Below are 20,318 nucleotides of genomic sequence, written 5' to 3'. Positions count from 1 at the left end.
CATCCTGGGGGTCCCGCTTGTCCTGAGGGTCGTTGGTGCTCATGCGGGGTCCTCGCGGAGCTGTTCGGAGGAGCGGAGCGGAGGAGAAGAACTCCGTGGGGTGCTGATCATGCGTTCACCCGGATCCTGGGGTCGAGTGCGGCGTACAAGAGGTCGGCGATGATGTTCGCGAGGATCGCGAGGAACGCGATGATCACGAGGTACGCCATCACCGGCGCGATGTCGTCGGCGTTCAGGTTCGCGATGAAGAGCTGGCCCATACCCGGTCTGCTGAAGATGCGTTCGGTGATCAGGGCGCCGCCGATGAGTCCGATGACATCGACCGGGATGATCGAGGCCAGCGGGATCAGCGAGTTGCGGAACCCGTGACGCATCACGACCGTGCGCTCGTTGATGCCCTTGGCGCGTGCTGTGCGGATGTAGTCCTGGTTCATCACCTCGAGCATGCTGCCGCGCGAGAAGCGCGTGTAGCCGGCGAACGAGATCAGCATCAGCGACAGGGTCGGCAGGATCAGGTGCGTGTACTGGTCGAGCACCTGGACCCAGAAGTTGCCGCCCAGGTTGGGGGCGCGGTCACCGATCGTCTGGATCGGGCGGCCTCCGATGGCAGGCGCGGCCATGTACGCACCCCAGTAGCTCATGACCTTGTCGAGGAAGATCAGGAAGGCGATGAGGAACGCCGAGATCGCGCCGGTACGGGCGGACTGCTTCCAGTCCGGCCCTCGCCACAGCCAGCCGATGAGAGCGCCGACGCCGATGGCGACCAGTCCGAGCAGGAGAGCGACCCCGTAGTTCATGTAGGGCGTCAGCCACGCGTTGCTGAACAGGAAGTAGCGCACCGGGTAGTACAGGACCAGGCCAAGCGCAACGCAGCTCAGCGCGGTGTAGAGGGAGCGCCGGTTGCGCAGTCCGGTGGACAGGGTCGTGACCGTGAGCGCGATGCCCAGCGAGGTCACGGTGAGCAGCACCCAGTCGAGCCGGGGCCGCAGCCACCAGTCCGTGAGCTGCATGTAGAGCAGCACGAGCGCGACGGCGAGCGCCGCGAGCCCGGCGTGGATGACCCTGCGCTTGAGGTCTCCGCCCACCGCGAGCTGCCACACGAAGCCGGTGACCACGGCGATCCCGATGATCACCGGGATCGCGATGACTGGATCCGCGAGGAAGTCGTTGAAGCCGATCGCGCCCCACTGCTTCAGCAGCACCGCGACCCAGAACGAGGGCAGCGAGAACATCAGGAACGCGAAGAAGGTGATGAGGTAGTCGAACGTCGTGTACTGACGCAGGGCCGAGACGATCCCGACGGCGACACCGAGAACGATCGCCGCCACGGTGGCGAACGAGACCAGCTGGAGGGTCGAGATCATGGCGCTGCCGAGCAGGTCGGACACCGAGCGGCCGGTACGCCATGCGACGCCGAAGTCACCGGTGACGAAGGCGCCGAGCCAGTCGAAGTACCGCACCCACGGTGGTGCGTTCAGGTTCAGCATCTCGGTGCGCTGCTCCATCTGGAGCGGCGCGCTGGGGTCGGTGCTGGTGCGCAGGTCGGACAGCGGGTCGATCGTGAAGTCGACCAGCATGTACATCACGAACGAGGAGACCAGCAGCAGCGCCAGTCCCATCAGCACACGGCGAATAACAAAGATCAACATGAGCGGGCTACCTCGCAGTCCACGGTGACAGGCCCGAGCCGGAGTCTAGGCGAACGCGCTGGGCACGTCGCCGTCATCCGCTGCTCGGGGGTGGGGGCGAGTCACGACAAGGGGGGCGCCGGAAGTCCGGCGCCCCCGCTCGTCGTGCTCAGGACTCGTCAGGCTTGGCTACTCAGCCCTCGGAGTCAGCGGTGTCACCCGTGGTGCCCCACTCCCAGAAGCCGTAGAACACGGTCGGGGAGATGGTGATCGGGGTGATCCCGGTCACCGTGTTGCGGTAGGCCGTGACCGAGGGGAACTGGAAGATGGTGACGCCGAAGGCGTCGTTCACCAGGTGGGCCTCGATCTCTCCGAGCAGACGCTCCTGCTCGGCGGGGTCGGTCTCGGTGCTGAGCTGATCCTGGAGCTCGTCAACCTCGGGGTTGCTGTACCCGTAGAAGTTGTTGATCTCGCCGGTGCCGAAGTTGGCGTTACCAGCAGTCACCGCGGTGCTGGTCGACTGCCAGCCGAAGAGCGCCGCGTCGTACTGATCGGTCGCTGCCGACAGCATCGAGCCCCAGTCGTCGCTGCTCGCGTCGACGAGGTTGAACAGGCCGCTGCCGTTGATCGCCTCAGCCATGATCGCGTACTCCTGCTGACGACGAGCGTTGCTCGCGGCGAACAGGATGCGGACGTCGACAGGGGTCTCGACGCCGGCCTCCGCCATGAGCGCCTCGGCACCCGCGACGTCGTTCTCCAGCGGGAACGCCTCGGCCTGCCCGTTGGCCTCGGTCACACCGTCGTACATCGGCGAACCGGGCACGACGTTGTAGGACTGACGGACCTCGGCCTCAGGGTTGAGCGGGACGATCAGCTTGTCGACGATCTCCTGACGGGGAACGAGCTTGAGGAACGCCTGGCGAACCTTGAGCGCGGTCTCGGCGTCGCCACCGTAGGTCGCGGGGTCGAAGGGACCACCGTTGGTGACCTGCAGGTCGACGTGCTCGTAGGTGCCGTCGATGCCGGTCTCGACCGTGTAGTCGTCACCGAGGTCGTTCAGCGCCTCGACGAGGTCGGCGGTGGCCTGCGGGGCCATGACGTCGATCTCACCGTTCTCCAGCGCGAGCACCTGCTGCATCGGGTCCTCGTTGTAGCGGACCGTGATGCGCTCGACCGTCGCGGCGTGCGCACCGGTGAAGTCGGGGTTCGCCTCGAGAGTCACGTACTGACCCGCCACCATCTCGGTGAGCAGGTACGCGCCGTTGGACAGGTACAGCGACGTGTCCTCGGGGAGCGTGTCACCGAAGGCGAAGCCCTCGTTCCAGAACTTCGAGATCTTGGCGAGAGCCTCGGTGTCGTTGTTCTCGATCGCGTCCTTGACGGCCTGCTTGGCCTCGGTCGGGTCCTCGATCTCGAGAGCGTGCATCGCGACGACGTGCGCCGGGACGGCCGCACCGGTGAGGTTGACCTCCCAGTCGGCGTAGTTGCGGTCATAGGTGGCGGTCAGCGTCTTGTTGTCGTCGGAGACCTCGACCTCGGTGATGTATCCCACCGTGGCGCTGGTGCCGTTGAAGTAGACGTTGGCGTCAACCTCGTCCTGGTTGACGACGTTGCCCTCCTCGTCGGTCTCGATGTCCTCGTCCGCGAGGGTGTTGAGGTTGCCGCTCGTGGCCGCCCACTGCAGCATCAGGTCGACCGCGTCGACCGGCGTGCCGTCGGACCAGGCGATGTCGTCGGCGAAGACGTATTCGATCGTCAGCGGGTCCTCGTTGACGATCGAGTACGTGCCGAAGTCCTCGTTCGGGACCAGGTTGAGCTCGGGGTCGTAGTAGTTGAACGACTCCTGCATCAGGTACAGGATGTTCGCGTTCGCGGTCGCGTTGCCGGTCGCCGAGCTGGTGTTGTACTCGTAGAAAGGCTGGTTCCACCCCACGGTGACCGCGGTGTCGGTCACGATGCCGCTGTCGTCACCGCCGGTGTTGCCGTCGTCTCCGGTCTCGTCGGGTGGCGTGCACGCCGTGATGGCGAGCGCTGCCGCTGCGGCACCCGCAACGAATGCGGTAAGGCGCCTGATCTTCAATGTTCCTCCTAGGAACGGCCTGGATGCTGCCCGTCCCGGACTCGTCCGGAATGGCCTGGTGGGCCCGTGGGTCGACACGCAATTGTGCCTGGGACAGCGGCAGCATACGCACGGGTGAGGTGCGCCACAGCGTCCCAGAGGGCGAGATGAGACGCATCGTTACCGAGTTGATACCCGAACCGCTCCGGCCGCAACATGGGCGTAACCAAGTAAGCACTGGGGAAACCTGCCCGTGACCTGGAGATGGCGCGGCGGCACCTCGGCCGAGTATCACCTTGACGAACCGTGCGTCCGTCTCGGTCATGTTCGGCCGCGCGCGTCATAGTGGTGCGCATGGACGACCTGCGCGTGAGCCCGGGGCCGGGAGCTCCGGCCGGGCTCAGCATCCCGTCGCGCGAGCTCGTCGAGCAGTTCTCCCACGCCTCCGGCCCGGGCGGGCAGGGCGTCAACACGGCCGACTCCCGCGTGCAGCTGAGCCTCGACATCGGCAGCACGTCCGCGCTCACCGACCTCCAGCGCCGCCGAGCCTTGGACCGCCTCGCCGGTCAGCTCACCGGCACCGTGCTCACCATCACGGCATCCGAGCACCGGTCGCAGCGAAAGAACCGCACGGCAGCGAGGGAGCGCCTCGCGACCGTGCTGCGCGCCGCCGTCGCGCCTGCCTCGGTCCGGCGACCCACCCGGCCCACGCGAGGCTCGCAACGCCGTCGGCTCGCCGCCAAGCGCGAGCGCTCGGAGATCAAGCAAGCTCGACGGCGACCCTCCCCCGGTGGCCACGACTGAGAGTCACGAGGGGTCCAGGGGTCGGCAGGACAGCCCGACGGCGCTCTCCCCCGGTCCGAGGAAGGCGCCGAGCGGTTCGTCCTCGACGAGCAGGCGTGAGCGGAGGTGCTCGGCCGCCCCGTAGGCGACGAGCACCTCGGCGATGTCCCGACGCCGCCCGCTCCAGGTGGCACGACAGACCCAGGTGGCGCGAGGGGTGCGCTCGAGGAACGGCTCGAGCACCCTGGTCAGCACCTGCGACAGCAGGAGGTCACCGGGCACGTCGACGCTCCCTCGGAGACCGTGCACGTCGGCCGGGTGGGCGTCGAGCCGCTCGAGCTCGATGTGGATCGGCACGCACCCTCCCGGCGGCGAGGCTCTGGTGCCGAGACGCTAGCAGCGCCGAGCATCGCGAGGCGGCCTGCCGAAGCAGCGGAGGCGAGGCCGCCCGCCTGCTCGACCCGGACCGCGGCACATCTAGACTGGCCGCCGGCGTCCCGCGCCGACCGAACGGAGGCCCGATGGCGTCGACCCCGCAGCTCGAGATCGACGCCTGGCAGGTGCGCGAGCCCGTGGTCGCGGTCGAGGCGCTGCCGGTGACCGAGTCGCTGTTCAGCCTGTCCAACGGGTACCTGGGGATCCGCGGCACACTGGAAGAGATCGAGCCGCACGGCACGCGTGGGACGTTCCTGGCCGGGGTGCACGAGACCCACCCGCTCTCCTACCCCGAGGGCGGCTACGGGCACCCGGAGGAGGGCCAGGCGATGATCGACGTCGCCGATGCCACGCCGCTGCGCCTCGTGGTCGACGGCACGCCTCTCGACATCCGCACGATCGAGCCCGAGACCCATCAGCGCACGCTCGATCTCCGCTCCGGGATCCTGGAGCGGGTGCTTGTGTGGCGCACGCTCGCGGGCGCTCGACTCGAGCTGCGGTCGCAGCGGTTGGTCTCGCTGCGCGAGCGCTCGTTGGCCGCCGTCCGCTTCCGGGTGCGGGTGATCGACGGCGCGGCTCACGTCGTCGTGCGATCCGAGCTCGTGCTCGGCGGCACGCCGCCCGAGGTCGACAGCGATGACCCGCGTGTCGCCGAGGCCCTCGACCACCCGTTCGAGCGGCTCGAGCTCCGCCACGGTGACGACGGCGGTGCGCTCAGCGCCGTCACCCGCCGCACCGGGATCACCGTCGCAGCCGCGGTCCGTCACGTCGTCGACGGCGCCGACGAGATCGGCATCCAGGCCGCGGACGACGACCACGTCGTCACGACGATCACCGCCTCGCTGAGCTCCGGGCAGTCGCTGGAGGTCGTGAAGACGTTCGGTCACGTGTGGTCGAGGGAGTCCACCGCGGCGTCGGAGCTCGAGGCGGCACGCGCCGCCGTCGACTCGGGCGTGGACCAGGGCTGGGACGGCCTCGTCGCAGCGCAGCGTGAGGAGCTCGACGAGCTGTGGGTGGTGGCCGACGTCGAGATCGACGGTGACGACGAGCTCCAGCAGGCGTTGCGCTTCAGCGTGTTCGCGCTGCTCACCGGCACCGCGTGCACCTCGGGCGCGCCGGTCGGCGCGAAGGGGCTCACCGGGCTGGGGTACAGCGGTCACACCTTCTGGGACATCGAGGGGTTCGTGATCCCGACGCTGTCGCTGCTGGTCCCGGACGCCGCGGCCCGGCTGCTCGCGTGGCGCGCATCCACGCTGGACGCGGCGCGTGCCCGAGCCCGGGTGCTGGGCCTGCAGGGCGCATCGTTCGCGTGGCGCACCATCGACGGGCGTGAGACCTCGGCCTACTGGCCGGCCAGCACGGCCGCCATGCACGTCAACGCCGACATCTCCCGGGCGTTCTGGCTGCACGGGCACATCACCGGCGCCGACGCGGTGGCACTCGGTGCTCTCAAGGTCCTCGTGGAGACGGCGCGGCTGTGGATCTCGCTCGGGCATCATGACGTCGACGGCGGCTGGCACCTGTTCGGGATGACCGGCCCCGACGAGTACACCGGTGTGGTCGAGGACAACGTGTTCACGAACCTGATGGCCCGGCGCAACCTCATCCGAGCAGCCGAGATCTGCCAGGAGCACACCGAGGAGGCCGCGGCGCTCGGCGTCGACGGCGAGGAGCTCGCCAGCTGGCACGCGGCCGCCCGGGCGGTGCACGTGCCGTGGGACGAGCACCTGCGCGTGCACCCGATGAGCACCCTCTTCACCGCCTACCGGCCGTGGCGGTTCGAGGAGGACGACCCCTACCCGATCGAGGATCACCACCACTACGCGAAGATCTACCGGCATCAGGTGCTCAAGCAGGCCGACCTGGAGCTCGCGCTGTGGTGGTGCCGGGAGGACTTCACCGAGGAGCAGATCGCCCGCGACGTCGACTACTACGAGGCGCGCACCGTGCGTGACTCCTCGTTGTCCGCCAGCGCGCAGGCGGTCGCGTGCGCGATGGCGCAGCACCCGGACCTGGCGTACCGGTACCTGCGGGAGTGCGCGCTGGTCGACCTGCGTGACCTGCAGCACGACACCGGGCAGGGCTTGCACCTGGCGTCGGTCGGCGGTACGTGGCTCGCGCTCACCGCGGGTCTGGGTGGCATGCGCGAGGATCACGACGACCTCGAGCTTGCGCCGCTGCTGCCGGCGCAGCTGTCGCGCATGCGTTACCGGATCACGTGGCGCGGGCGGCTGCTGCAGGTGGAGACCACGCGAGCCGGGACGACCGTGACGATGCTGCGGGGCGAGCAGCCGGTCGCCGTCGTGATCGATGGCCGGCGGGTGGAGGTCGCGCCGGGCGCGCCGGCGAGCGCGCCGTTGCGCCAGCCGACCCCGCTGCTCCCCGAGCCGACCCAGCCGGCCGGGCGCGCACCGCAGGCGTGAGCCGTAGAACAGCCCGACCGGGGTGGTTCCGGTTCACCAGGTGACCTCGACAGGCCCCCAGCGCCTGAGCGCCACCCGATATTGTTCTGAGATGCTCCCGGCCCCGACCTCGAGGCTTCGTTTCCGGGAGATGACGGATGCGGACGTGCCCGACATCGCCACGCTGGAGATCGGTGGCTCCCGCGGCCCCGAGAGCTGGATCGCGTGGAACCGCGGCAGCTACGAGCAGCACGGATTCGGCCTCTGGGTGATCGAGACCCACGCCGGCGAGTTCGTGGGCGACTGCGGGCTGACGATGCAGGAGGTCGAGGGCGAGCTCCTGGTCGAGGCCGGGTGGCACGTACGTGCCTCGCTCCGCCGTCAGGGTTATGCCGCCGAAGCGGCGGCCTCGGTGCGCGAGTGCGCACGGGAAGCAGGCGTCGAGCACCTCGTCGCGCTCATCCGACCGCACAACGCGGCGTCCCAACGGGTCGCCCTGAAGATCGGCCTCGCCCTCGAACGCGAGGTCCACGCCCATGGCGGCCCCGCGCTGCTGTTCGGCGGCGACCTGCGGGAGCACGGAACCATCCAGCTGTGACCACCCAGAGTTAGCCCAGCCGAGCGCGGGAGGCGCGGTCGGAAACTGCCATGGCCTGGCGAAGGTCCAGGCGTACAGTGCGATCGTGATCGACGACGATCCGATCTCGACAGATCCCGCGCACTACCGCGTGCTGTGGGAGAACGAGTTCGTCCGCGTGCTGGAGTACACCGATACGCCAGGGGTGCAGACCACACCGCACCGGCATCCGAACAGCGTCATGGTCACGCTGTCCGCCTTCGACCGACGGTTGGCTGCTGGCGACCGCGAGGTGGATGTCTCCCTCCCGGCAGGTCAGGCGGTGTGGCTGCCCGCGCAGCGTCACTCCGGGCACAACACCGGCACGAGTCCCACGCACGCGATCTTCGTCGAGCTCAAGGGCGATGCGGCGGGCCAGCCGTCGGACACCGCGGTGGGACCGAGACCATCATCGCGCTAGCCGACGTAGCCGTGCGTTCCACAGCTCGAGCCGCGGCAGCGCTGGATGACCGCTGCGCCGCGAGTCGCGTGCACAGGTACGGCGTCGGCGTCACCCGGCGTCCAGTGGTCACCTTCGTCGGGTGGGAGCCGACTACGCGATCTCCTCCTGGAGCTGACGGATCGTCCGTCCCAGGATCCCGCTCGATAGCAGCCCCTCTCCCAACGGCCCCGAGGAATCCGATCCCAGCTGTGGGAGCCGGCGCAACGCCGTCCGCTCTCTCTCGCTCAGCTGGGCCAGCTGCCACCGGATCTCTTCCTGCAGCGCTTCAGGTTGCTCCGGACTCGCCAGCGACACGGCCTTGACCGCGTACGCGGCGGCACCGAGAGCGTGGGCTCCCATGTGCGCGACTGCCGCAGCTTGCGCGAGGGCGCGGGCGGCTGCCGCGCCCGCGGGAGTGGTCGCGGCTCTCGCGGCCTTCACCGCGACGAGGCGCTTGGCGATCTCCTCGGCCGCGGTGCTCTCGCCAGCGCTGTACGCCCGCGTGCGGGCAGCCGCGTCGCGGAGCTCCTGCACGGCAGCCTCGTCACCCTCGAACAGCGGCAGCACGCGTTCAGCACAGGCGAGCGCCCGCCGCGCAAGGATCCGTCGGTCTGCCTCATCGAGGGTCTGAGCGGACGCCACGGTCAAAGCCTGTCACAGCGACGGCGCAATGCGGCCTCACGCCCTCCCGATCGAGGATCTCCTTGTTCCGCCACCAAGCAACGTGTGGCACGAGGCTCACAGACGCTCTGTCGACTGCACGGCAGGCGTCATCACCTCGAGCCGGTTCCCGAACCCGTCGCGCGCATGGAACCGGAGGTACCCCTCGAAGGTATCTCTCTCCGCCCACGACAGCTCGTATCCTCCGTGCTCGATACGTTCCGCCATCGCTTCCAGCTCACCCAGGGACTCGCAGACGAGACCGGGATGGGCCTTGCTCGCAGGGCGGAACGGATCGTCGACCCCGAGGTGAATCTCCGCGACGACGACCTCACCGTCGTAGGCCCGGAACCAGCAGCCACCCCGACGGACCAGGGATGGTGGCTTCGGGACCTCCCGCAGCCCAAGGGCCTCCCCGTAGAAGCGACGCGCCTCGTCCTCCCCGCCACGCGGCATCGATACCTGCACATGGTGGAGTCTCATCTCGGCCTCCATCTACCTCGATATCAAGATGAATCTATCGCAGCGGTCGATGGACATGCCTCTTCACGCCGTGACAGGGGATGCCACCCGCTGGCGGGCCCAGAGGTCGAATCGACGTCGAACTACGCTGAACGCGATGACCGCAGAACCGCCTCTGGACGAGCCCATCACGGTGGTGGACCACGATCCACGCTGGGCGTCGCAAGCTGCCCGCACGATCGAGGACGTCAAGCTCATCACCCGAGCGCGCGATGTCGAGCATATTGGCAGCACAGCCGTTCCCGGATTGCCAGCGAAGCCGATCATCGATCTCATGGCCGATGTCGCTCCCGCTGACCACGACGCCGCCGCGCGAGCGCTGACGGCAGCAGGGTTCACCGACTTCGGCGAGATCTCGGCAGGGCGGCGCTATCTCGTTCGGCGGGCGGCACCCGCCACCAACGTTCACCTCATCGCCTCAACGTCTTCGCTGTGGGCCGACAATCTCGCCTTCCGCGACTATCTTCGCTCTCACCCGGATGCCTCGCGCGCCTACGGCTGCGCCAAACGGCATGCCGCGAGCAGAGGGCGGCTCTTGGCCTACTCGGACACCAAGGCACCGATCGTCCTGGAGATCCTGCGCATTGCCCGAACGTGGGCTACGGGCGCTCCGAAGGGATCAACAAACTGACTCAAGCTCCGACCGGATCATCGACGTCCCTGGGGCCGAGTGCTGTTGCCACAGCACAAGCACGCAGATTGCTCGTGCTACACGTTGAAGCGGAACTCCACCACGTCGCCGTCGACCATGACGTAGTCCTTGCCTTCAACTCGCGCCTTGCCCTTGGCGCGGGCCTCCGCGACGGAGCCAGCCTCGACGAGCGCGTCGAAGGAGATCACCTCGGCCTTGATGAAGCCCTTCTGGAAGTCGGTGTGGATGACACCGGCGGCCTGGGGTGCGGTCCAGCCCTGGTGGATCGTCCAGGCGCGGGCCTCCTTGGGGCCGGCCGTGAGGTAGGTCTGCAGGCCCAGGGTGTCGAACCCGACACGCGCGAGCTGGTCCAGACCGGACTCCTCCTGGCCGTTCTCGGCCAGCATCTCGGCAGCCTCGTCCGGCTCGAGCTCGACCAGCTCGGCCTCGAACTTCGCGTCGAGGAAGATCGCCTCGGCGGGTGCGACCAGAGCCTTCAGTTCGGCCTGCCGGGCCTCGTCGGCGAGCACGCCGTCGTCGGAGTTGAAGACGTAGATGAAGGGCTTGGTGGTCATCAGCCCGAACTCGCGCAGCGCGGCGAGCGCGTCGTCGTCGAGCTTCGAGCCGGCCGCGCTCAGCGGGGTCCCCGCCTGCAGCAGCTCGATCGCGGCCTGGGCGGCGGCGAGCACCGCAGGCTCGGTCTTCTTGCCGCGGACCTCCTTCTCGAGCCTCGGGATCGCCTTCTCGAGGGTCTGCAGGTCGGCGAGCTGGAGCTCGGTGAGGATCGTCTCGATGTCGGAGCCGGGATCGACCTTGCCGTCGACGTGCACCACGTCGGGGTCGTCGAACGCGCGCGTGACCACGCAGATCGCGTCAGCCTCGCGGATGTTGGCGAGGAACTGGTTGCCCAGCCCCTCCCCCTCGCTCGCACCGCGCACGATCCCCGCGATGTCCACGAAGCTCACCGTCGCCGGCACGATCCGCTCGCTGCTGAACACCTCGGCGAGCACATGCAGCCTCGGGTCGGGCAGCGGCACCACCCCGACGTTCGGCTCGATCGTGGCGAACGGATAGTTCGCCGCGAGCACGGTCGCGCGAGTCAGCGCGTTGAACAACGTGGACTTGCCGACATTCGGCAGTCCAGCGATCCCGATCGTCAGAGCCACGGGGCGCTAGCCTACTGGGCTCGTGCGCCGGCCCAGACCTGGCCGCGCTCCGGCCGCCCCTCGTGAGTGCGCACATCGGCGGTGAGTGCGCACCGTGCACCGTGCGCACTCACCGTGGGTGTGCGCACTCACCCGTGGGGCGCGCCTCTCACAGGTGCCCGACGGCGGCGCTCACCGCGAGCGCTGCCGTCACCGCTCCGGCGGTCACCAGGGCGGCTGCCGCGACGTCGAGGCGGCTGAACGGCTCCTGCAGCCGCATGGTGCGGGTGGGGGCGCCGATCCCGCGCACGTCGAGCGCGTCGGCGGTGCGGTTGCCGCGCCGGATGCCGCCGACCAGCAGCCCCATCACCGCCCGCCCGTAGCCCGCCGCCCCCAGGCGTGGGCGGCCCCGCCGGTCCAGCGGTGCCCGGCTCCGCCCGGCGGCGAGCAAGAGCCCCCAGCGCTGCGGCATCTCGGCCAGCATCCGGTGCGCCGTCAGCACCGCGAACCCCGCCCGGGGCCGCACGCGCAGGTGCTGCATCATCGCCACCACCAACCGCGTGGGGTCGGTGCGGCGCGCCACCAGCGCTGCCGGGACCGCCACCACCATCACGCGCAGCGCCAGCGCCAGCCCGACCCGCAGGCCGTCGTCGGTCACCTCGAACGGCCCGACCTCGGCGATCACCGCCCCGCCCCGGCTGACCGCGTTCGTCATCACCACCCCGATCGCGAACGGCGCGAACAGCAGGTGCGCCCGCACCAGCTCACCGGCCCGCACCCGCAGCCCGAGCACCAGCACGAGCAGCAGCCAGGCATGCAGCCCGAGGAGCGCGCCGCCGTCGAGCATGAACGAGACCACGGCACCCAGCAGCAGGAGCAGCCCCATCGGGGTCAACGGGTTCACCCTGGTCACGCCGCCGCCTCCCGCACCGCCGCGCGCACGCTCGCCGGGAGCGGCAGCCCCGCGAGCGCCGGCAGGTCCCCCGCGAGCACCTCCGCCGTCGCTCCCCCGCCGAGCAGCCGCCCCTCGTGGACCACGTGCACCCGGTCGGCGACCTCCAGCACGAACCGCAGGTCGTGGCTGGTCAGCAGCACCCCGCGGCCGGCCCGCGCAGCCTCCCGCAACGCGCGCATCGTCCACCGCACCCCGGCGCGGTCGAGCGAGTGGGTGGGCTCGTCGGCGAGCACCACCGCGCGGCCGCCCCGCAGCACGGTCGCCAGCGAGAGCCGCCGCTGCTCCCCGCCGGAGAGCCGGTGCACCGAGGCACTGGGGTCGAGTCGGAGCTCGGCGGCGGCCGCCTCGGCGTCGTCACCGTCGAGCGCGAGCTCCTCGAGGACCGTCTGCGCGAGGAACTGCTGCTCGGCGTCACCGAGCACGAGCGCCGGCCGGCCGCCCGGCCGTGCCAGGGTGCCTGCGAGCAGCCGCAGCTCACCGGCGAGCGTGTGCAGCAACGTCGACTTCCCGGAGCCGTTCGCCCCGATCACCGCGACCACCTCCCCCGCGCGTACCTCGAGGTCCACCTCGCTGAGCACCACCTCGTCCCGCCCGGCGGCGAGACCCCGGCCGCTCATCAGGCTCGCCCGGGGCGAGCCCCACCCGGGCGAGCCCGACGGCGGAGGTTCGCTCTCGCCGTCGGGCACCGCGAGGGTCTGCTCGACCTCCCAGGGCAGGTGGCACCCCGCCTGCGCGAGGGCGGGACCGACCTGAACCCATACCTGCTCGGCGGGACCGTCCGCGACCACCCGGCCACCCTCGAGCGCGACCACCCGGTCTGGGAGGGCACCGGCGTCGGCCCACTCGTCGAGGCGGTGCTCCACGAGCAGCACCGCCGGCCCTGCGAGACCGCTCACGATGGCCTGGACGCCTCGGAGCGCGCCGGGGTCCAGGAGCGCGGTGGGCTCGTCGAGCAGCAGCAGCGCAGGATCGGGAGCGAGCGCTGCGGCCAGTCCCACCCGCTGGGCCTGCCCCGCCGAGAGCGTGCCGCTGTCCCGCCTGCGCCACTGCCAGCCACCGACGGCGGTGAGCGCGCCGCGCACGGCCTGCGCGATCCGCGGCACGGGCCAGGCGCGGTTCTCGCACCCGAAAGCGACGTCGTCCTCGATCACGGGAAGGCAGACCCCCGCCGCGGGATCCTGCGGCAGCCAGCCCACGTCGAGCGGCTCGCGGTCCTGCGTGTGGTCGTGGCCGAGCACCTGCCTGTCGGCTACCGCCACCGAGCCGGTGACGCTGCCGCCCGGGGCGGGGTCCAGGCCCGCGATCACGCGCAGCAACGTGGACTTGCCCGAGCCCGAGGGGCCGACCACGAGCACCCGCTCACCGGGATCGACATCGAGGTCGATCCCGGTGAGCAGCCTCCGGCCCTGCGGGGTGCGGACCGTGAGGTCCCGGACCTGGAGGGTGCTCACGCGCGCGCGGGGACCGCAGCCGACTCGCGCACGATCGCGAACGAGTCGAGCACGCCGGTGCGGCGCAGCGCGCTCACGATCACCCGGGCGAGCAGACCACCCAGCAGCGCGCCGGAGGCCACCTGCAGCACCAGCCGCAGCGTGAAGAGGTCGGACCCGAACCAACCGGCGCGGACCGCCGTCAACCAGAACACCAGGAACGCGCCGAGCGCGCCCGAGATCGCGTAGATCCCCCAGCCGAAGCGGCGATAGCGCGTGAGAGCGAACGGGATCTCGCTGCCGACTCCCTGCAGCAGCGCGGCGACGAGCAGCATCGGCCCGACGGGCGAGCCGAGGAACACAACCTCCACCAGACTCGCCATCACCTCCGCGACCACGCCCGACCCGGGGCGGCGCGTGATCGCGATCGTGACCGGGGCGACCAGCAGCCAGCCGCCGAGCAGCACGTGCTGCGTGAGATCACCGAAGGGGCCTGCGAGCACCGACAGCGCGGTCCACGCCTGCACCAGCACCCAGTACAGGAACCCGAACGTGACCCCGAGGACCACGGTGAGCATGACGTCCCGGGTCTGCCAGCGCGCCCTCATCGCAGCCCACCCGAGGTGGCGGGGCTGTTGGCCACGATGGTCGCGTGGGTGACCACGTGCTGGGTCACCTGCGCCGCGGCGAGCCAGGTGTCGAACATCGTGACGAGCACGTCGCTGATGTCGCCCTGCAACGTCGTGGCGAAGTGCTCCGACCGCAGGTACGTGCCCGCCTCGCGGGCGCGCTCGATGGCAGCCCAGACGGGGGCGAGATGGTCGCCCTCAGGGGCGTCGCCGTCGCCCCTGGGGTCGAACAGGGGGTACAGCGACCACTGCGCCTGCACCTGGGTGTCGGCACGTTCGAGACTCGGCGGCTCGACGGCGGGAGGTGCCACCGTGCCGCACACCTCGCCCGGGCAACCGCGCGAGATCATCACGGTCGCGACCAGGTGGTGACCTGAGCTCGCGGCGGCGGCGACGAGGTCGCGCAGATAGGTGGCGATGCGGTCCTCGGGGCCGCGGACGAACGTCGACACCTTGTCGGTGTCGATCTCGAGATCGTGGACCTCGACGGCGGCGAGGGCCCGGGTGATGACGGCGACGTAGTCGTCGGACATCACCGACAGGGTGATGCGGGCGCCGACCCCGAGTGCCGCTGCGGTGGCGATCGGGTCGGTCTGAGCCGTGGCGGTGCTGGTGTTCATCGTGGCCTCACTCTCGTGCGGTCACGGGACGCGAGGTCGTCAGATGACGCCTGCGTGAGCCTCCCTGCGCCGGCATGATCCGGATCAGGTTCGACGGTCGAAGGTTGGGAACCTTCCTCTCAGCCCGGCCGCTACCGGACTCCCGTGGTGCTGACCACGCTAGCCAGGAGAGATCGCGGCGGACAAGGGCGTCCGAGGGATGGGACCGGGGCCGATCGAGCATGGTGAGGCGGTCTGATCCGGCCCGGGACGGCGCGGCTGAGCGACGTTGTCGGCGGTGCGTGACACTCTCGCAGACATGGAACTCCTGCCCCTGATCCTCGGCGTGGCCGGCCTCGTGGCCGGCGGCGCCCTCGGCTGGCTGCTCGGGCGCCGCGGCGGCGCGGGTGCCGACGTCGAGGCCGAACGACGCGCCGCGGCGCAGCGGTTGGCGGATGTGCAGGCGGGCGCCGAGCGCCGGATCGCCGATGTGCAGGCCACGGCCGAGCAGCGGCTCGCTGACCGGGATGGTTCCTGGCAGCAGCGGTACGCCGATCTCGAGCGCGGCGCTGCCGAGCGCCTGGCGATCGCCGAACGAGCCGGCGCCGAGCGCGTCGCCGAGCTGGAGAGGGCTGCGGCCGAGCGGCTGGCGAGCGTGGAGCGCGCCGGCGCGGAGCGGCTGGCGGAGATCGAGCAGCGTGCGGCCGAGCAGCTGCGCGAGGAGCGCGAGTCGGCGCAGCTGCGGCTCGCGGAGCTGAAGGCCGATCAGCAGCGGCTCAAGGACGAGTTCGGAGCGCTCTCGGCCAAGGCGCTGGCCGCGAACAACGAGGCGTTCCTGCAGCAGGCCGAGCAGCGGCTCAAGCGCGCCGAGGAGGTCAGCCAGGCCGAGCTCGCCAAGCGCGAGGAGGCGGTGCGCTCGCTCGTGGAGCCGCTCGCCAAGACCCTCGGCGACGTGCGCACCGAGATGACCGCCGCCGAGAAGGCGCGTGCGGAGGCCCACGGTGCGCTGGCCGAGCAGGTACGGGCGATGCAGACCTCCTCGGACCAGCTCCGGACCGAGACCTCCCAGCTCGTCACGGCGCTGCGGGCGCCGCAGGTGCGGGGCCGGTGGGGCGAGCTGCAGCTGCGCCGGGTGGTCGAGGCCGCGGGCATGCTCTCGCACGTCGACTTCACCGAGCAGCAGACCGTGCAGACCGATGACGGCGTGGTCCGCCCGGACCTGGTGGTGCACCTGCCGGGTGAGAAGAACGTCGTCGTCGACTCCAAGGTCGCCTTCAACGGCTACCTCGAGGCGATGGAGGCCACCGACGAGACCGTGCGCAACAAGCGCCTCGTGGCGCACGCCCGCCACCTGCGGGACCACATCGACTCCCTCGGCGCCAAGGCCTACTGGGAGGCGCTCAGCTCCACGCCGGAGTTCGTCGTGATGTTCATCCCTGCCGACACGTTCCTCAACGCGGCGCTCGAGCAGGACCCCACGTTGTGGGAGCGGGCCTTCGAGAAGAACGTGGTCATGGCCACACCCGCCACGCTGGTCGCGCTGCTGCGCACCGTGGGCTACACGTGGCGGCAGGAGAAGCTCGCCGCCGAGGCGCAGCAGGTGTTCGAGGTCGGTCGCGAGCTGCACAAGCGGCTCGGCACGGTGGGGCGGCACCTGACCGATCTGAGCAAGAAGCTCAACGGCACGGTCGAGCAGTTCAACAAGCTCAACAAGTCGCTCGACAGCACGCTGGTGACCCAGGTCCGCCGGTTCAGCGAGCTGCAGGGTCTCGAGCCCGCGTTGCAGACCCCGCCGCCGCTCGAGGTGCTCGCGGTGCCGGCTGCCAAGCCCGACCTGTACGGCGACGAGTCACCGCGCGCGATCACCGCAGCCCCCGCCTCCGATCGCGCGAGGGACGCCGAGACCGAGCGCCGTGCCGTCCTCGACGTCGCCGACGACACGCTCGCGCTCCTCGAGATCGCCGAGGTCGAGGAGCCCCGGCCGCTGCGCCGCAAGCGCGCCTGATCTCGGCGACCCCAGCGGGTCGACCCGGTGCGCGGCGTCGGCTACCGGCTCACGCCCGCCGGGTTCCCGCCGACCGGCAGTCCCAGGCGCCGGAACTGCTCACAGGCCGCCGACCACTGCTCGTCGGTGGGCGGCGCGACGTCGGTGAGCGCGTAGTCGAGCCCGAGGGCGTCCCACTTGTCGCGACCCATCTGGTGGAACGGCAGCACCTCGACGCGCTCCAAGGTGCCGATCGCGGCGGCGTGCTCGGCCACCTTGCGGATGTTGTCCGGGTCGTCGGTCACGCCGGGCACCAGCACGAACCGCACCCACACGCGGATGCCTGCCGCCGCGAGGCGCTGCCCGAACGCCAGCGTCGGCGCGAGCGGCCGGCCGGTGACTCTCCGGTGGGTCTGCTCGTCGCCCGCTTTGATGTCGAGGAGCACGAGGTCGACGTCGTCGAGCATCTCGTCGGTGCACGCGGCACCGAGGTAGCCGGAGGTGTCGAGGCACGTGTGCACGCCCATGGCCTTCGCACCCGCCAGAAGCCGTGCGGCGAACGCCGGCTGCATCAGCACCTCGCCGCCCGAGAGCGTCAGCCCGCCGCCGGTCGCCGCGAACACCTTCCGGTAGCGGCGCAGCCGCGCGAGGATCTCCTGCGCCTCGATCGGTTCCCCGGCCCGCATCTGCCAGGTGTCGGGGTTGTGGCAGTACAGGCACCGCAGCGGGCAGCCGGCGAGGAACACGGTCATCCGGGTGCCGGGGCCGTCGACCGCCGTCACCAGCTCCCACGAGTGCACCGACCCGAGCTCGCCGGCACGCATCCGCGCCAGCCGCTCGGAGCGCTGCGCCTCGGAGACCGCAAGCGCCGCGGTCCCCGCACCGGACCTCCTGCCCGACGGCGCCGCGAACCCCTGGTCGAGCGTCGTCGCGTCGGCCGCGGCGGGAGCCGCCAGTCGGTCGGGAAGGGTCGCCGGCATGGTGGTCCGCGCCTCAGGCGCTCTCGTGGAAGGTGCGTGCCAGCACGTCGCGCTGCTGCTCGGGGGTGAGCTTGACGAAATTCACCGCGTAGCCGGAGACCCGGATGGTCAGCTGCGGGTACTTCTCCGGGTGCTCCATCGCGTCGAGCAGCGTCTCTCGGTTCAGCACGTTGATGTTGGCGTGGTAGAGCCCACGGACGCCGCCGTGCTCGGCCCGGGCGTCGCGCATGTCGGCGAGCCGCTCATGGTAGGTGCTGGTCATCGTCCCTCTCCTTCTCGTGAAGCGGTCAGTCCTGGGGCGCGAAGCCGGCGTCGAGGATCCCGACGAGGTTCGTCACCCGCTCCGCGGGTGTGCGGCCCAGCCCGGCCGGTGTGATCGTGTTGGTCAGCGAGATGCCGTCGAGGGCGTCGACGTAGTCGAGCTTGCCGACCGAGAACATCGAGGCGACCATCCCGTGGGTGTCCGCGCCGTTGGTGGGGTTGGCGCCGGGTGCGAACGGCGTGCCCGCGCGGTGACCGCAGGGGAACGAGCCGGTCGACCTGCCGTAGACGACGTTGGAGGTGATCGTCAGCACCGACTGGGTGGGGATCGCGTCGCGGTACATCGGGATCGCCCGCAGCTTCTCCATCACCGTGTGCACCACGGTCGCGGCGATGTCGTCGGCGCGGTCGTCGTCGTTGCCGTAGCGGGGGAAGTCGCCCTCGGTGAGGTAGTCGGTCACCAGCCCGTCATCCGTGCGCACCGGCGTGACTGTCGCGTACCGGATCGCTGCCAGGCTGTCGGCGACGATCGACAGGCCCGCGATGCCGCAGCCCATGGTGCGCACGATCTCGGAGTCGTGCAGCGCCATCTCCATCGCCTCGTAGGCGTAGCGGTCGTGGCTGTAGTGGATGATGTTGAGCGCCTCGACGTAGGTGCCGATGACCCAGTCGAGCATGTCCTCGAACCGTGCCCAGACCTCGTCGAAGTCGAGCGGCGCGTCGCCCGGCACCGGCGCGTGGCCGGTCACGACCTGGGCGCCGGTGACCTCGTCACGGCCGCCGTTGATCGCGTACAGCAGTGCCTTCGCGAGGTTGACGCGGGCACCGAAGAACTGCATCTGCTTGCCCACCCGCATCGGGGAGACGCAGCACGCGATCGCCGAGTCGTCGCCCCAGCGCTCGCGGATCTGTGCGTCCGACTCGTACTGGATGGCGGAGGTCTCGATCGAGATGGCGGCGCAGAACCGCTTGTACCCGTCGGGGAGCTGCTCGTCCCAGTAGATCGTGATGTTCGGCTCCGGGGCAGGCCCCAGGTTGCGCAGTGTCTGCAGCAGCCGGAAGGAGGTCTTGGTCACCAACGTGCGGCCGTCGTCACCCAGCCCGCCGTCGGTCCAGGTGGCCCAGTAGGGGTCGCCGGAGAAGATCTGGTCGTAGTCCTCGGTGCGCAGGAACCGCACGATCCGCAGCTTGATGACGAGCGCGTCGATCAGCTCCTGGGCGTCGGTCTCGGTGATCCGCGCCTCGGCGAGGTCGCGCTCCATGTAGACGTCGAGGAAGCCCGAGAGCCTTCCGATGCTCATCGCGGCACCATCCTGCGAGCGCACCGCGCCCAGGTAGGCGAGGTAGGTCCACTGCACCGCCTCCTGCGCCGTGGCGGCCGGGCGAGCCAGGTCGAAGCCGTACTGGGCGCCGAGCACCTTCAGCTTGGTGAGCGCCTTGATCTGCTCGGCGTGCTCCTCGCGGTAGCGCGCCCAGTGCTCGCTGAACGGCTGGTCGGCGACGGCGTCCTTCGCTCGCTTCTTGTCCTCGATCAGAGCGTCCACGCCGTAGAGCGCGACCCGGCGGTAGTCGCCGATGATCCGGCCGCGGCCGTAGGAGTCGGGCAGGCCGGTGATCACGTGCGCGGACCGCGCCGCTCGCACCCGCGGGGTGTAGATGTCGAAGACGGCCTCGTTGTGGGTCTTGCGGTACCGGGTGAAGATCCGCTTGATGTCGGGGTCGGGCTCCTTGCCGGCCTCGCGGATCGCTGTCTCGACCATCCGCCAGCCGCCGGCGGGCATCATCGCCCGCTTGAGCGGGGTGTCGGTCTGCAGGCCGACGATCACGTCGTCGTCGTCGCTGATGTAGCCGGCGCCGAACGCGTCGACGTCGGAGGGGGTGGCGGTGTCGACGTCGTACACCCGTCGCTCGCGCTCGACGCTGAGGTAGTCGCGCTCCAGGGTCTGCCACAGCCGCCGCGTCTTGGGGGTGGCACCGGCCAGGAACTCGGCGTCACCGAGGTAGGGGGTGTAGCTGCGCTGGATGAAGTCGCGGACGTCGACCCGCTCCTGCCAGGAACCTGTCGGGAAACCGCGCCAGGGATCGGGGACCGGTTCGAGGTGGGCGGTCGTGGTGCTCGGGGCCTGGGAGATGGTCGACATGGCTGGCGTCCTTCCG

The 20,318-nt window shown here is 70.4% G+C and carries 19 protein-coding genes and 1 riboswitch; of the genes, 6 read left to right on the top strand and 13 right to left on the bottom strand.

Going from position 1 to position 20,318, the window contains the following annotated elements:
* Positions 1-107 precede the first annotated feature (107 nt).
* Together GPA03_RS09830 and GPA03_RS09825 are read right to left on the bottom strand one after the other, a co-directional pair.
* Positions 108-1,649, bottom strand: coding sequence for an ABC transporter permease (locus GPA03_RS09830; RefSeq protein WP_156251795.1), 1,542 nt, complete (start codon positions 1,647-1,649; stop codon positions 108-110).
* 172 nt (positions 1,650-1,821) lie between these two features.
* Positions 1,822-3,708 (bottom strand): ABC transporter family substrate-binding protein, encoded by a 1,887-nt coding sequence (locus GPA03_RS09825; protein WP_156251794.1) that lies wholly within the window; start codon positions 3,706-3,708, stop codon positions 1,822-1,824.
* A 333-nt stretch (positions 3,709-4,041) separates the two neighbouring features.
* On the opposite strand from GPA03_RS09825, the gene arfB reads away from it, so the two are divergent.
* Positions 4,042-4,491: an alternative ribosome rescue aminoacyl-tRNA hydrolase ArfB gene (arfB, locus tag GPA03_RS09820; RefSeq protein WP_156251793.1), complete on the top strand. Its 450-nt coding sequence runs from the start codon at positions 4,042-4,044 to the stop codon at positions 4,489-4,491.
* Positions 4,492-4,494: 3 nt separating this feature from the next.
* On the opposite strand, the gene GPA03_RS09815 is transcribed toward arfB, so the two are convergent.
* Positions 4,495-4,827: a hypothetical protein gene (locus tag GPA03_RS09815; RefSeq protein ID WP_156251792.1), complete on the bottom strand. Its 333-nt coding sequence runs from the start codon at positions 4,825-4,827 to the stop codon at positions 4,495-4,497.
* Positions 4,828-4,991: 164 nt separating this feature from the next.
* On the opposite strand from GPA03_RS09815, the gene GPA03_RS09810 reads away from it, so the two are divergent.
* The 3 genes from GPA03_RS09810 (at position 4,992) to GPA03_RS09800 (ending at position 8,344) form a co-directional block, all read left to right on the top strand.
* The gene (locus GPA03_RS09810) at positions 4,992-7,328 is read left to right on the top strand and encodes a glycoside hydrolase family 65 protein (protein WP_156251791.1); all 2,337 of its coding nucleotides are present in this window, start codon (positions 4,992-4,994) and stop codon (positions 7,326-7,328) included.
* A gap of 91 nt (positions 7,329-7,419) precedes the next feature.
* Positions 7,420-7,905 carry a GNAT family N-acetyltransferase gene (locus GPA03_RS09805; protein ID WP_156251790.1) on the top strand — a complete coding sequence of 162 codons (486 nt, stop codon included), beginning with the start codon at positions 7,420-7,422 and terminating at the stop codon, positions 7,903-7,905.
* An 85-nt stretch (positions 7,906-7,990) separates the two neighbouring features.
* Positions 7,991-8,344, top strand: a complete 354-nt coding sequence (locus GPA03_RS09800) for a cupin domain-containing protein (protein WP_156251789.1) — start codon at positions 7,991-7,993, stop codon at positions 8,342-8,344.
* A 132-nt stretch (positions 8,345-8,476) separates the two neighbouring features.
* Here GPA03_RS09800 and GPA03_RS09795 read toward each other — a convergent pair whose 3' ends face one another.
* On the bottom strand, positions 8,477-9,007 hold the full coding sequence (locus GPA03_RS09795) for a putative immunity protein (RefSeq protein WP_206673504.1): 531 nt from the start codon (positions 9,005-9,007) through the stop codon (positions 8,477-8,479).
* Between the two features lie 96 nt (positions 9,008-9,103).
* Positions 9,104-9,508: a VOC family protein gene (locus tag GPA03_RS09790; protein ID WP_156251788.1), complete on the bottom strand. Its 405-nt coding sequence runs from the start codon at positions 9,506-9,508 to the stop codon at positions 9,104-9,106.
* A 136-nt stretch (positions 9,509-9,644) separates the two neighbouring features.
* On the opposite strand from GPA03_RS09790, the gene GPA03_RS09785 reads away from it, so the two are divergent.
* The gene (locus GPA03_RS09785; RefSeq protein ID WP_162458320.1) at positions 9,645-10,178 is read left to right on the top strand and encodes a GrpB family protein; all 534 of its coding nucleotides are present in this window, start codon (positions 9,645-9,647) and stop codon (positions 10,176-10,178) included.
* Positions 10,179-10,255: 77 nt separating this feature from the next.
* Here GPA03_RS09785 and ychF read toward each other — a convergent pair whose 3' ends face one another.
* The 5 genes from ychF to GPA03_RS09760 form a co-directional block, all read right to left on the bottom strand.
* Positions 10,256-11,344: a redox-regulated ATPase YchF gene (ychF, locus tag GPA03_RS09780; RefSeq protein WP_156251786.1), complete on the bottom strand. Its 1,089-nt coding sequence runs from the start codon at positions 11,342-11,344 to the stop codon at positions 10,256-10,258.
* Positions 11,345-11,492: 148 nt separating this feature from the next.
* The gene (locus GPA03_RS09775; RefSeq protein ID WP_156251785.1) at positions 11,493-12,236 is read right to left on the bottom strand and encodes an energy-coupling factor transporter transmembrane component T family protein; all 744 of its coding nucleotides are present in this window, start codon (positions 12,234-12,236) and stop codon (positions 11,493-11,495) included.
* Positions 12,233-13,729, bottom strand: coding sequence for an ATP-binding cassette domain-containing protein (locus GPA03_RS09770; protein ID WP_156251784.1), 1,497 nt, complete (start codon positions 13,727-13,729; stop codon positions 12,233-12,235). Before GPA03_RS09770 ends, GPA03_RS09775 begins: the two co-directional genes overlap by 4 nt.
* On the bottom strand, positions 13,726-14,316 hold the full coding sequence (locus tag GPA03_RS09765) for an ECF transporter S component (protein WP_156251783.1): 591 nt from the start codon (positions 14,314-14,316) through the stop codon (positions 13,726-13,728). Before GPA03_RS09765 ends, GPA03_RS09770 begins: the two co-directional genes overlap by 4 nt.
* Positions 14,313-14,957, bottom strand: a complete 645-nt coding sequence (locus GPA03_RS09760) for a YkoF family thiamine/hydroxymethylpyrimidine-binding protein (RefSeq protein ID WP_156251782.1) — start codon at positions 14,955-14,957, stop codon at positions 14,313-14,315. The genes GPA03_RS09765 and GPA03_RS09760 overlap by 4 nt, the downstream gene beginning before the upstream one ends.
* Positions 14,958-15,001: 44 nt before the next feature.
* Positions 15,002-15,113, bottom strand: a riboswitch (TPP riboswitch).
* Positions 15,114-15,255: 142 nt separating this feature from the next.
* On the opposite strand from GPA03_RS09760, the gene GPA03_RS09755 reads away from it, so the two are divergent.
* Positions 15,256-16,941 (top strand): DNA recombination protein RmuC, encoded by a 1,686-nt coding sequence (locus GPA03_RS09755; protein ID WP_156251781.1) that lies wholly within the window; start codon positions 15,256-15,258, stop codon positions 16,939-16,941.
* A gap of 41 nt (positions 16,942-16,982) precedes the next feature.
* Here the strand turns inward: GPA03_RS09755 and pflA are convergent, their stop codons facing one another.
* From pflA to GPA03_RS09740, 3 genes are read right to left on the bottom strand one after another with little or no spacing between them, the layout of a single operon-like run.
* Positions 16,983-17,900, bottom strand: coding sequence for a pyruvate formate-lyase-activating protein (gene pflA / locus GPA03_RS09750; RefSeq protein WP_156251780.1), 918 nt, complete (start codon positions 17,898-17,900; stop codon positions 16,983-16,985).
* Between the two features lie 13 nt (positions 17,901-17,913).
* Positions 17,914-18,162, bottom strand: a complete 249-nt coding sequence (gene grcA2 / locus GPA03_RS23025; protein WP_156251779.1) for an autonomous glycyl radical cofactor GrcA2 — start codon at positions 18,160-18,162, stop codon at positions 17,914-17,916.
* Between the two features lie 25 nt (positions 18,163-18,187).
* Entirely contained in the window at positions 18,188-20,302 is a 2,115-nt protein-coding gene (locus GPA03_RS09740; protein WP_156251778.1) for a pyruvate formate lyase family protein, read from the bottom strand.
* Positions 20,303-20,318 lie beyond the last annotated feature (16 nt).

The sequence above is a fragment of the Pseudactinotalea terrae genome (assembly GCF_009733845.1).
In the GTDB taxonomy this organism is placed as follows: domain Bacteria; phylum Actinomycetota; class Actinomycetes; order Actinomycetales; family Beutenbergiaceae; genus Pseudactinotalea; species Pseudactinotalea terrae.
Note: the sequence above shows the minus strand (reverse complement) of the source record. Positions and strands in the feature narration are given on the sequence as shown.

Excerpts from the sequence above, each read along its gene's own strand:
- GPA03_RS09765 (WP_156251783.1), bottom strand. The coding sequence starts at position 14,316 with ATGAGGGCGCGCTGGCAGACCCGGGACGTCATGCTCACCGTGGTCCTC.
- GPA03_RS09740 (WP_156251778.1), bottom strand. The coding sequence starts at position 20,302 with ATGTCGACCATCTCCCAGGCCCCGAGCACCACGACCGCCCACCTCGAA.
- GPA03_RS09760 (WP_156251782.1), bottom strand. The coding sequence starts at position 14,957 with ATGAACACCAGCACCGCCACGGCTCAGACCGACCCGATCGCCACCGCA.
- grcA2 (WP_156251779.1), bottom strand. The coding sequence starts at position 18,162 with ATGACCAGCACCTACCATGAGCGGCTCGCCGACATGCGCGACGCCCGG.
- GPA03_RS09790 (WP_156251788.1), bottom strand. The coding sequence starts at position 9,508 with ATGAGACTCCACCATGTGCAGGTATCGATGCCGCGTGGCGGGGAGGAC.
- GPA03_RS09830 (WP_156251795.1), bottom strand. The coding sequence starts at position 1,649 with ATGTTGATCTTTGTTATTCGCCGTGTGCTGATGGGACTGGCGCTGCTG.
- GPA03_RS09805 (WP_156251790.1), top strand. The coding sequence starts at position 7,420 with ATGCTCCCGGCCCCGACCTCGAGGCTTCGTTTCCGGGAGATGACGGAT.
- GPA03_RS09785 (WP_162458320.1), top strand. The coding sequence starts at position 9,645 with ATGACCGCAGAACCGCCTCTGGACGAGCCCATCACGGTGGTGGACCAC.
- GPA03_RS09810 (WP_156251791.1), top strand. The coding sequence starts at position 4,992 with ATGGCGTCGACCCCGCAGCTCGAGATCGACGCCTGGCAGGTGCGCGAG.
- pflA (WP_156251780.1), bottom strand. The coding sequence starts at position 17,900 with ATGCCGGCGACCCTTCCCGACCGACTGGCGGCTCCCGCCGCGGCCGAC.
- GPA03_RS09755 (WP_156251781.1), top strand. The coding sequence starts at position 15,256 with ATGGAACTCCTGCCCCTGATCCTCGGCGTGGCCGGCCTCGTGGCCGGC.
- arfB (WP_156251793.1), top strand. The coding sequence starts at position 4,042 with ATGGACGACCTGCGCGTGAGCCCGGGGCCGGGAGCTCCGGCCGGGCTC.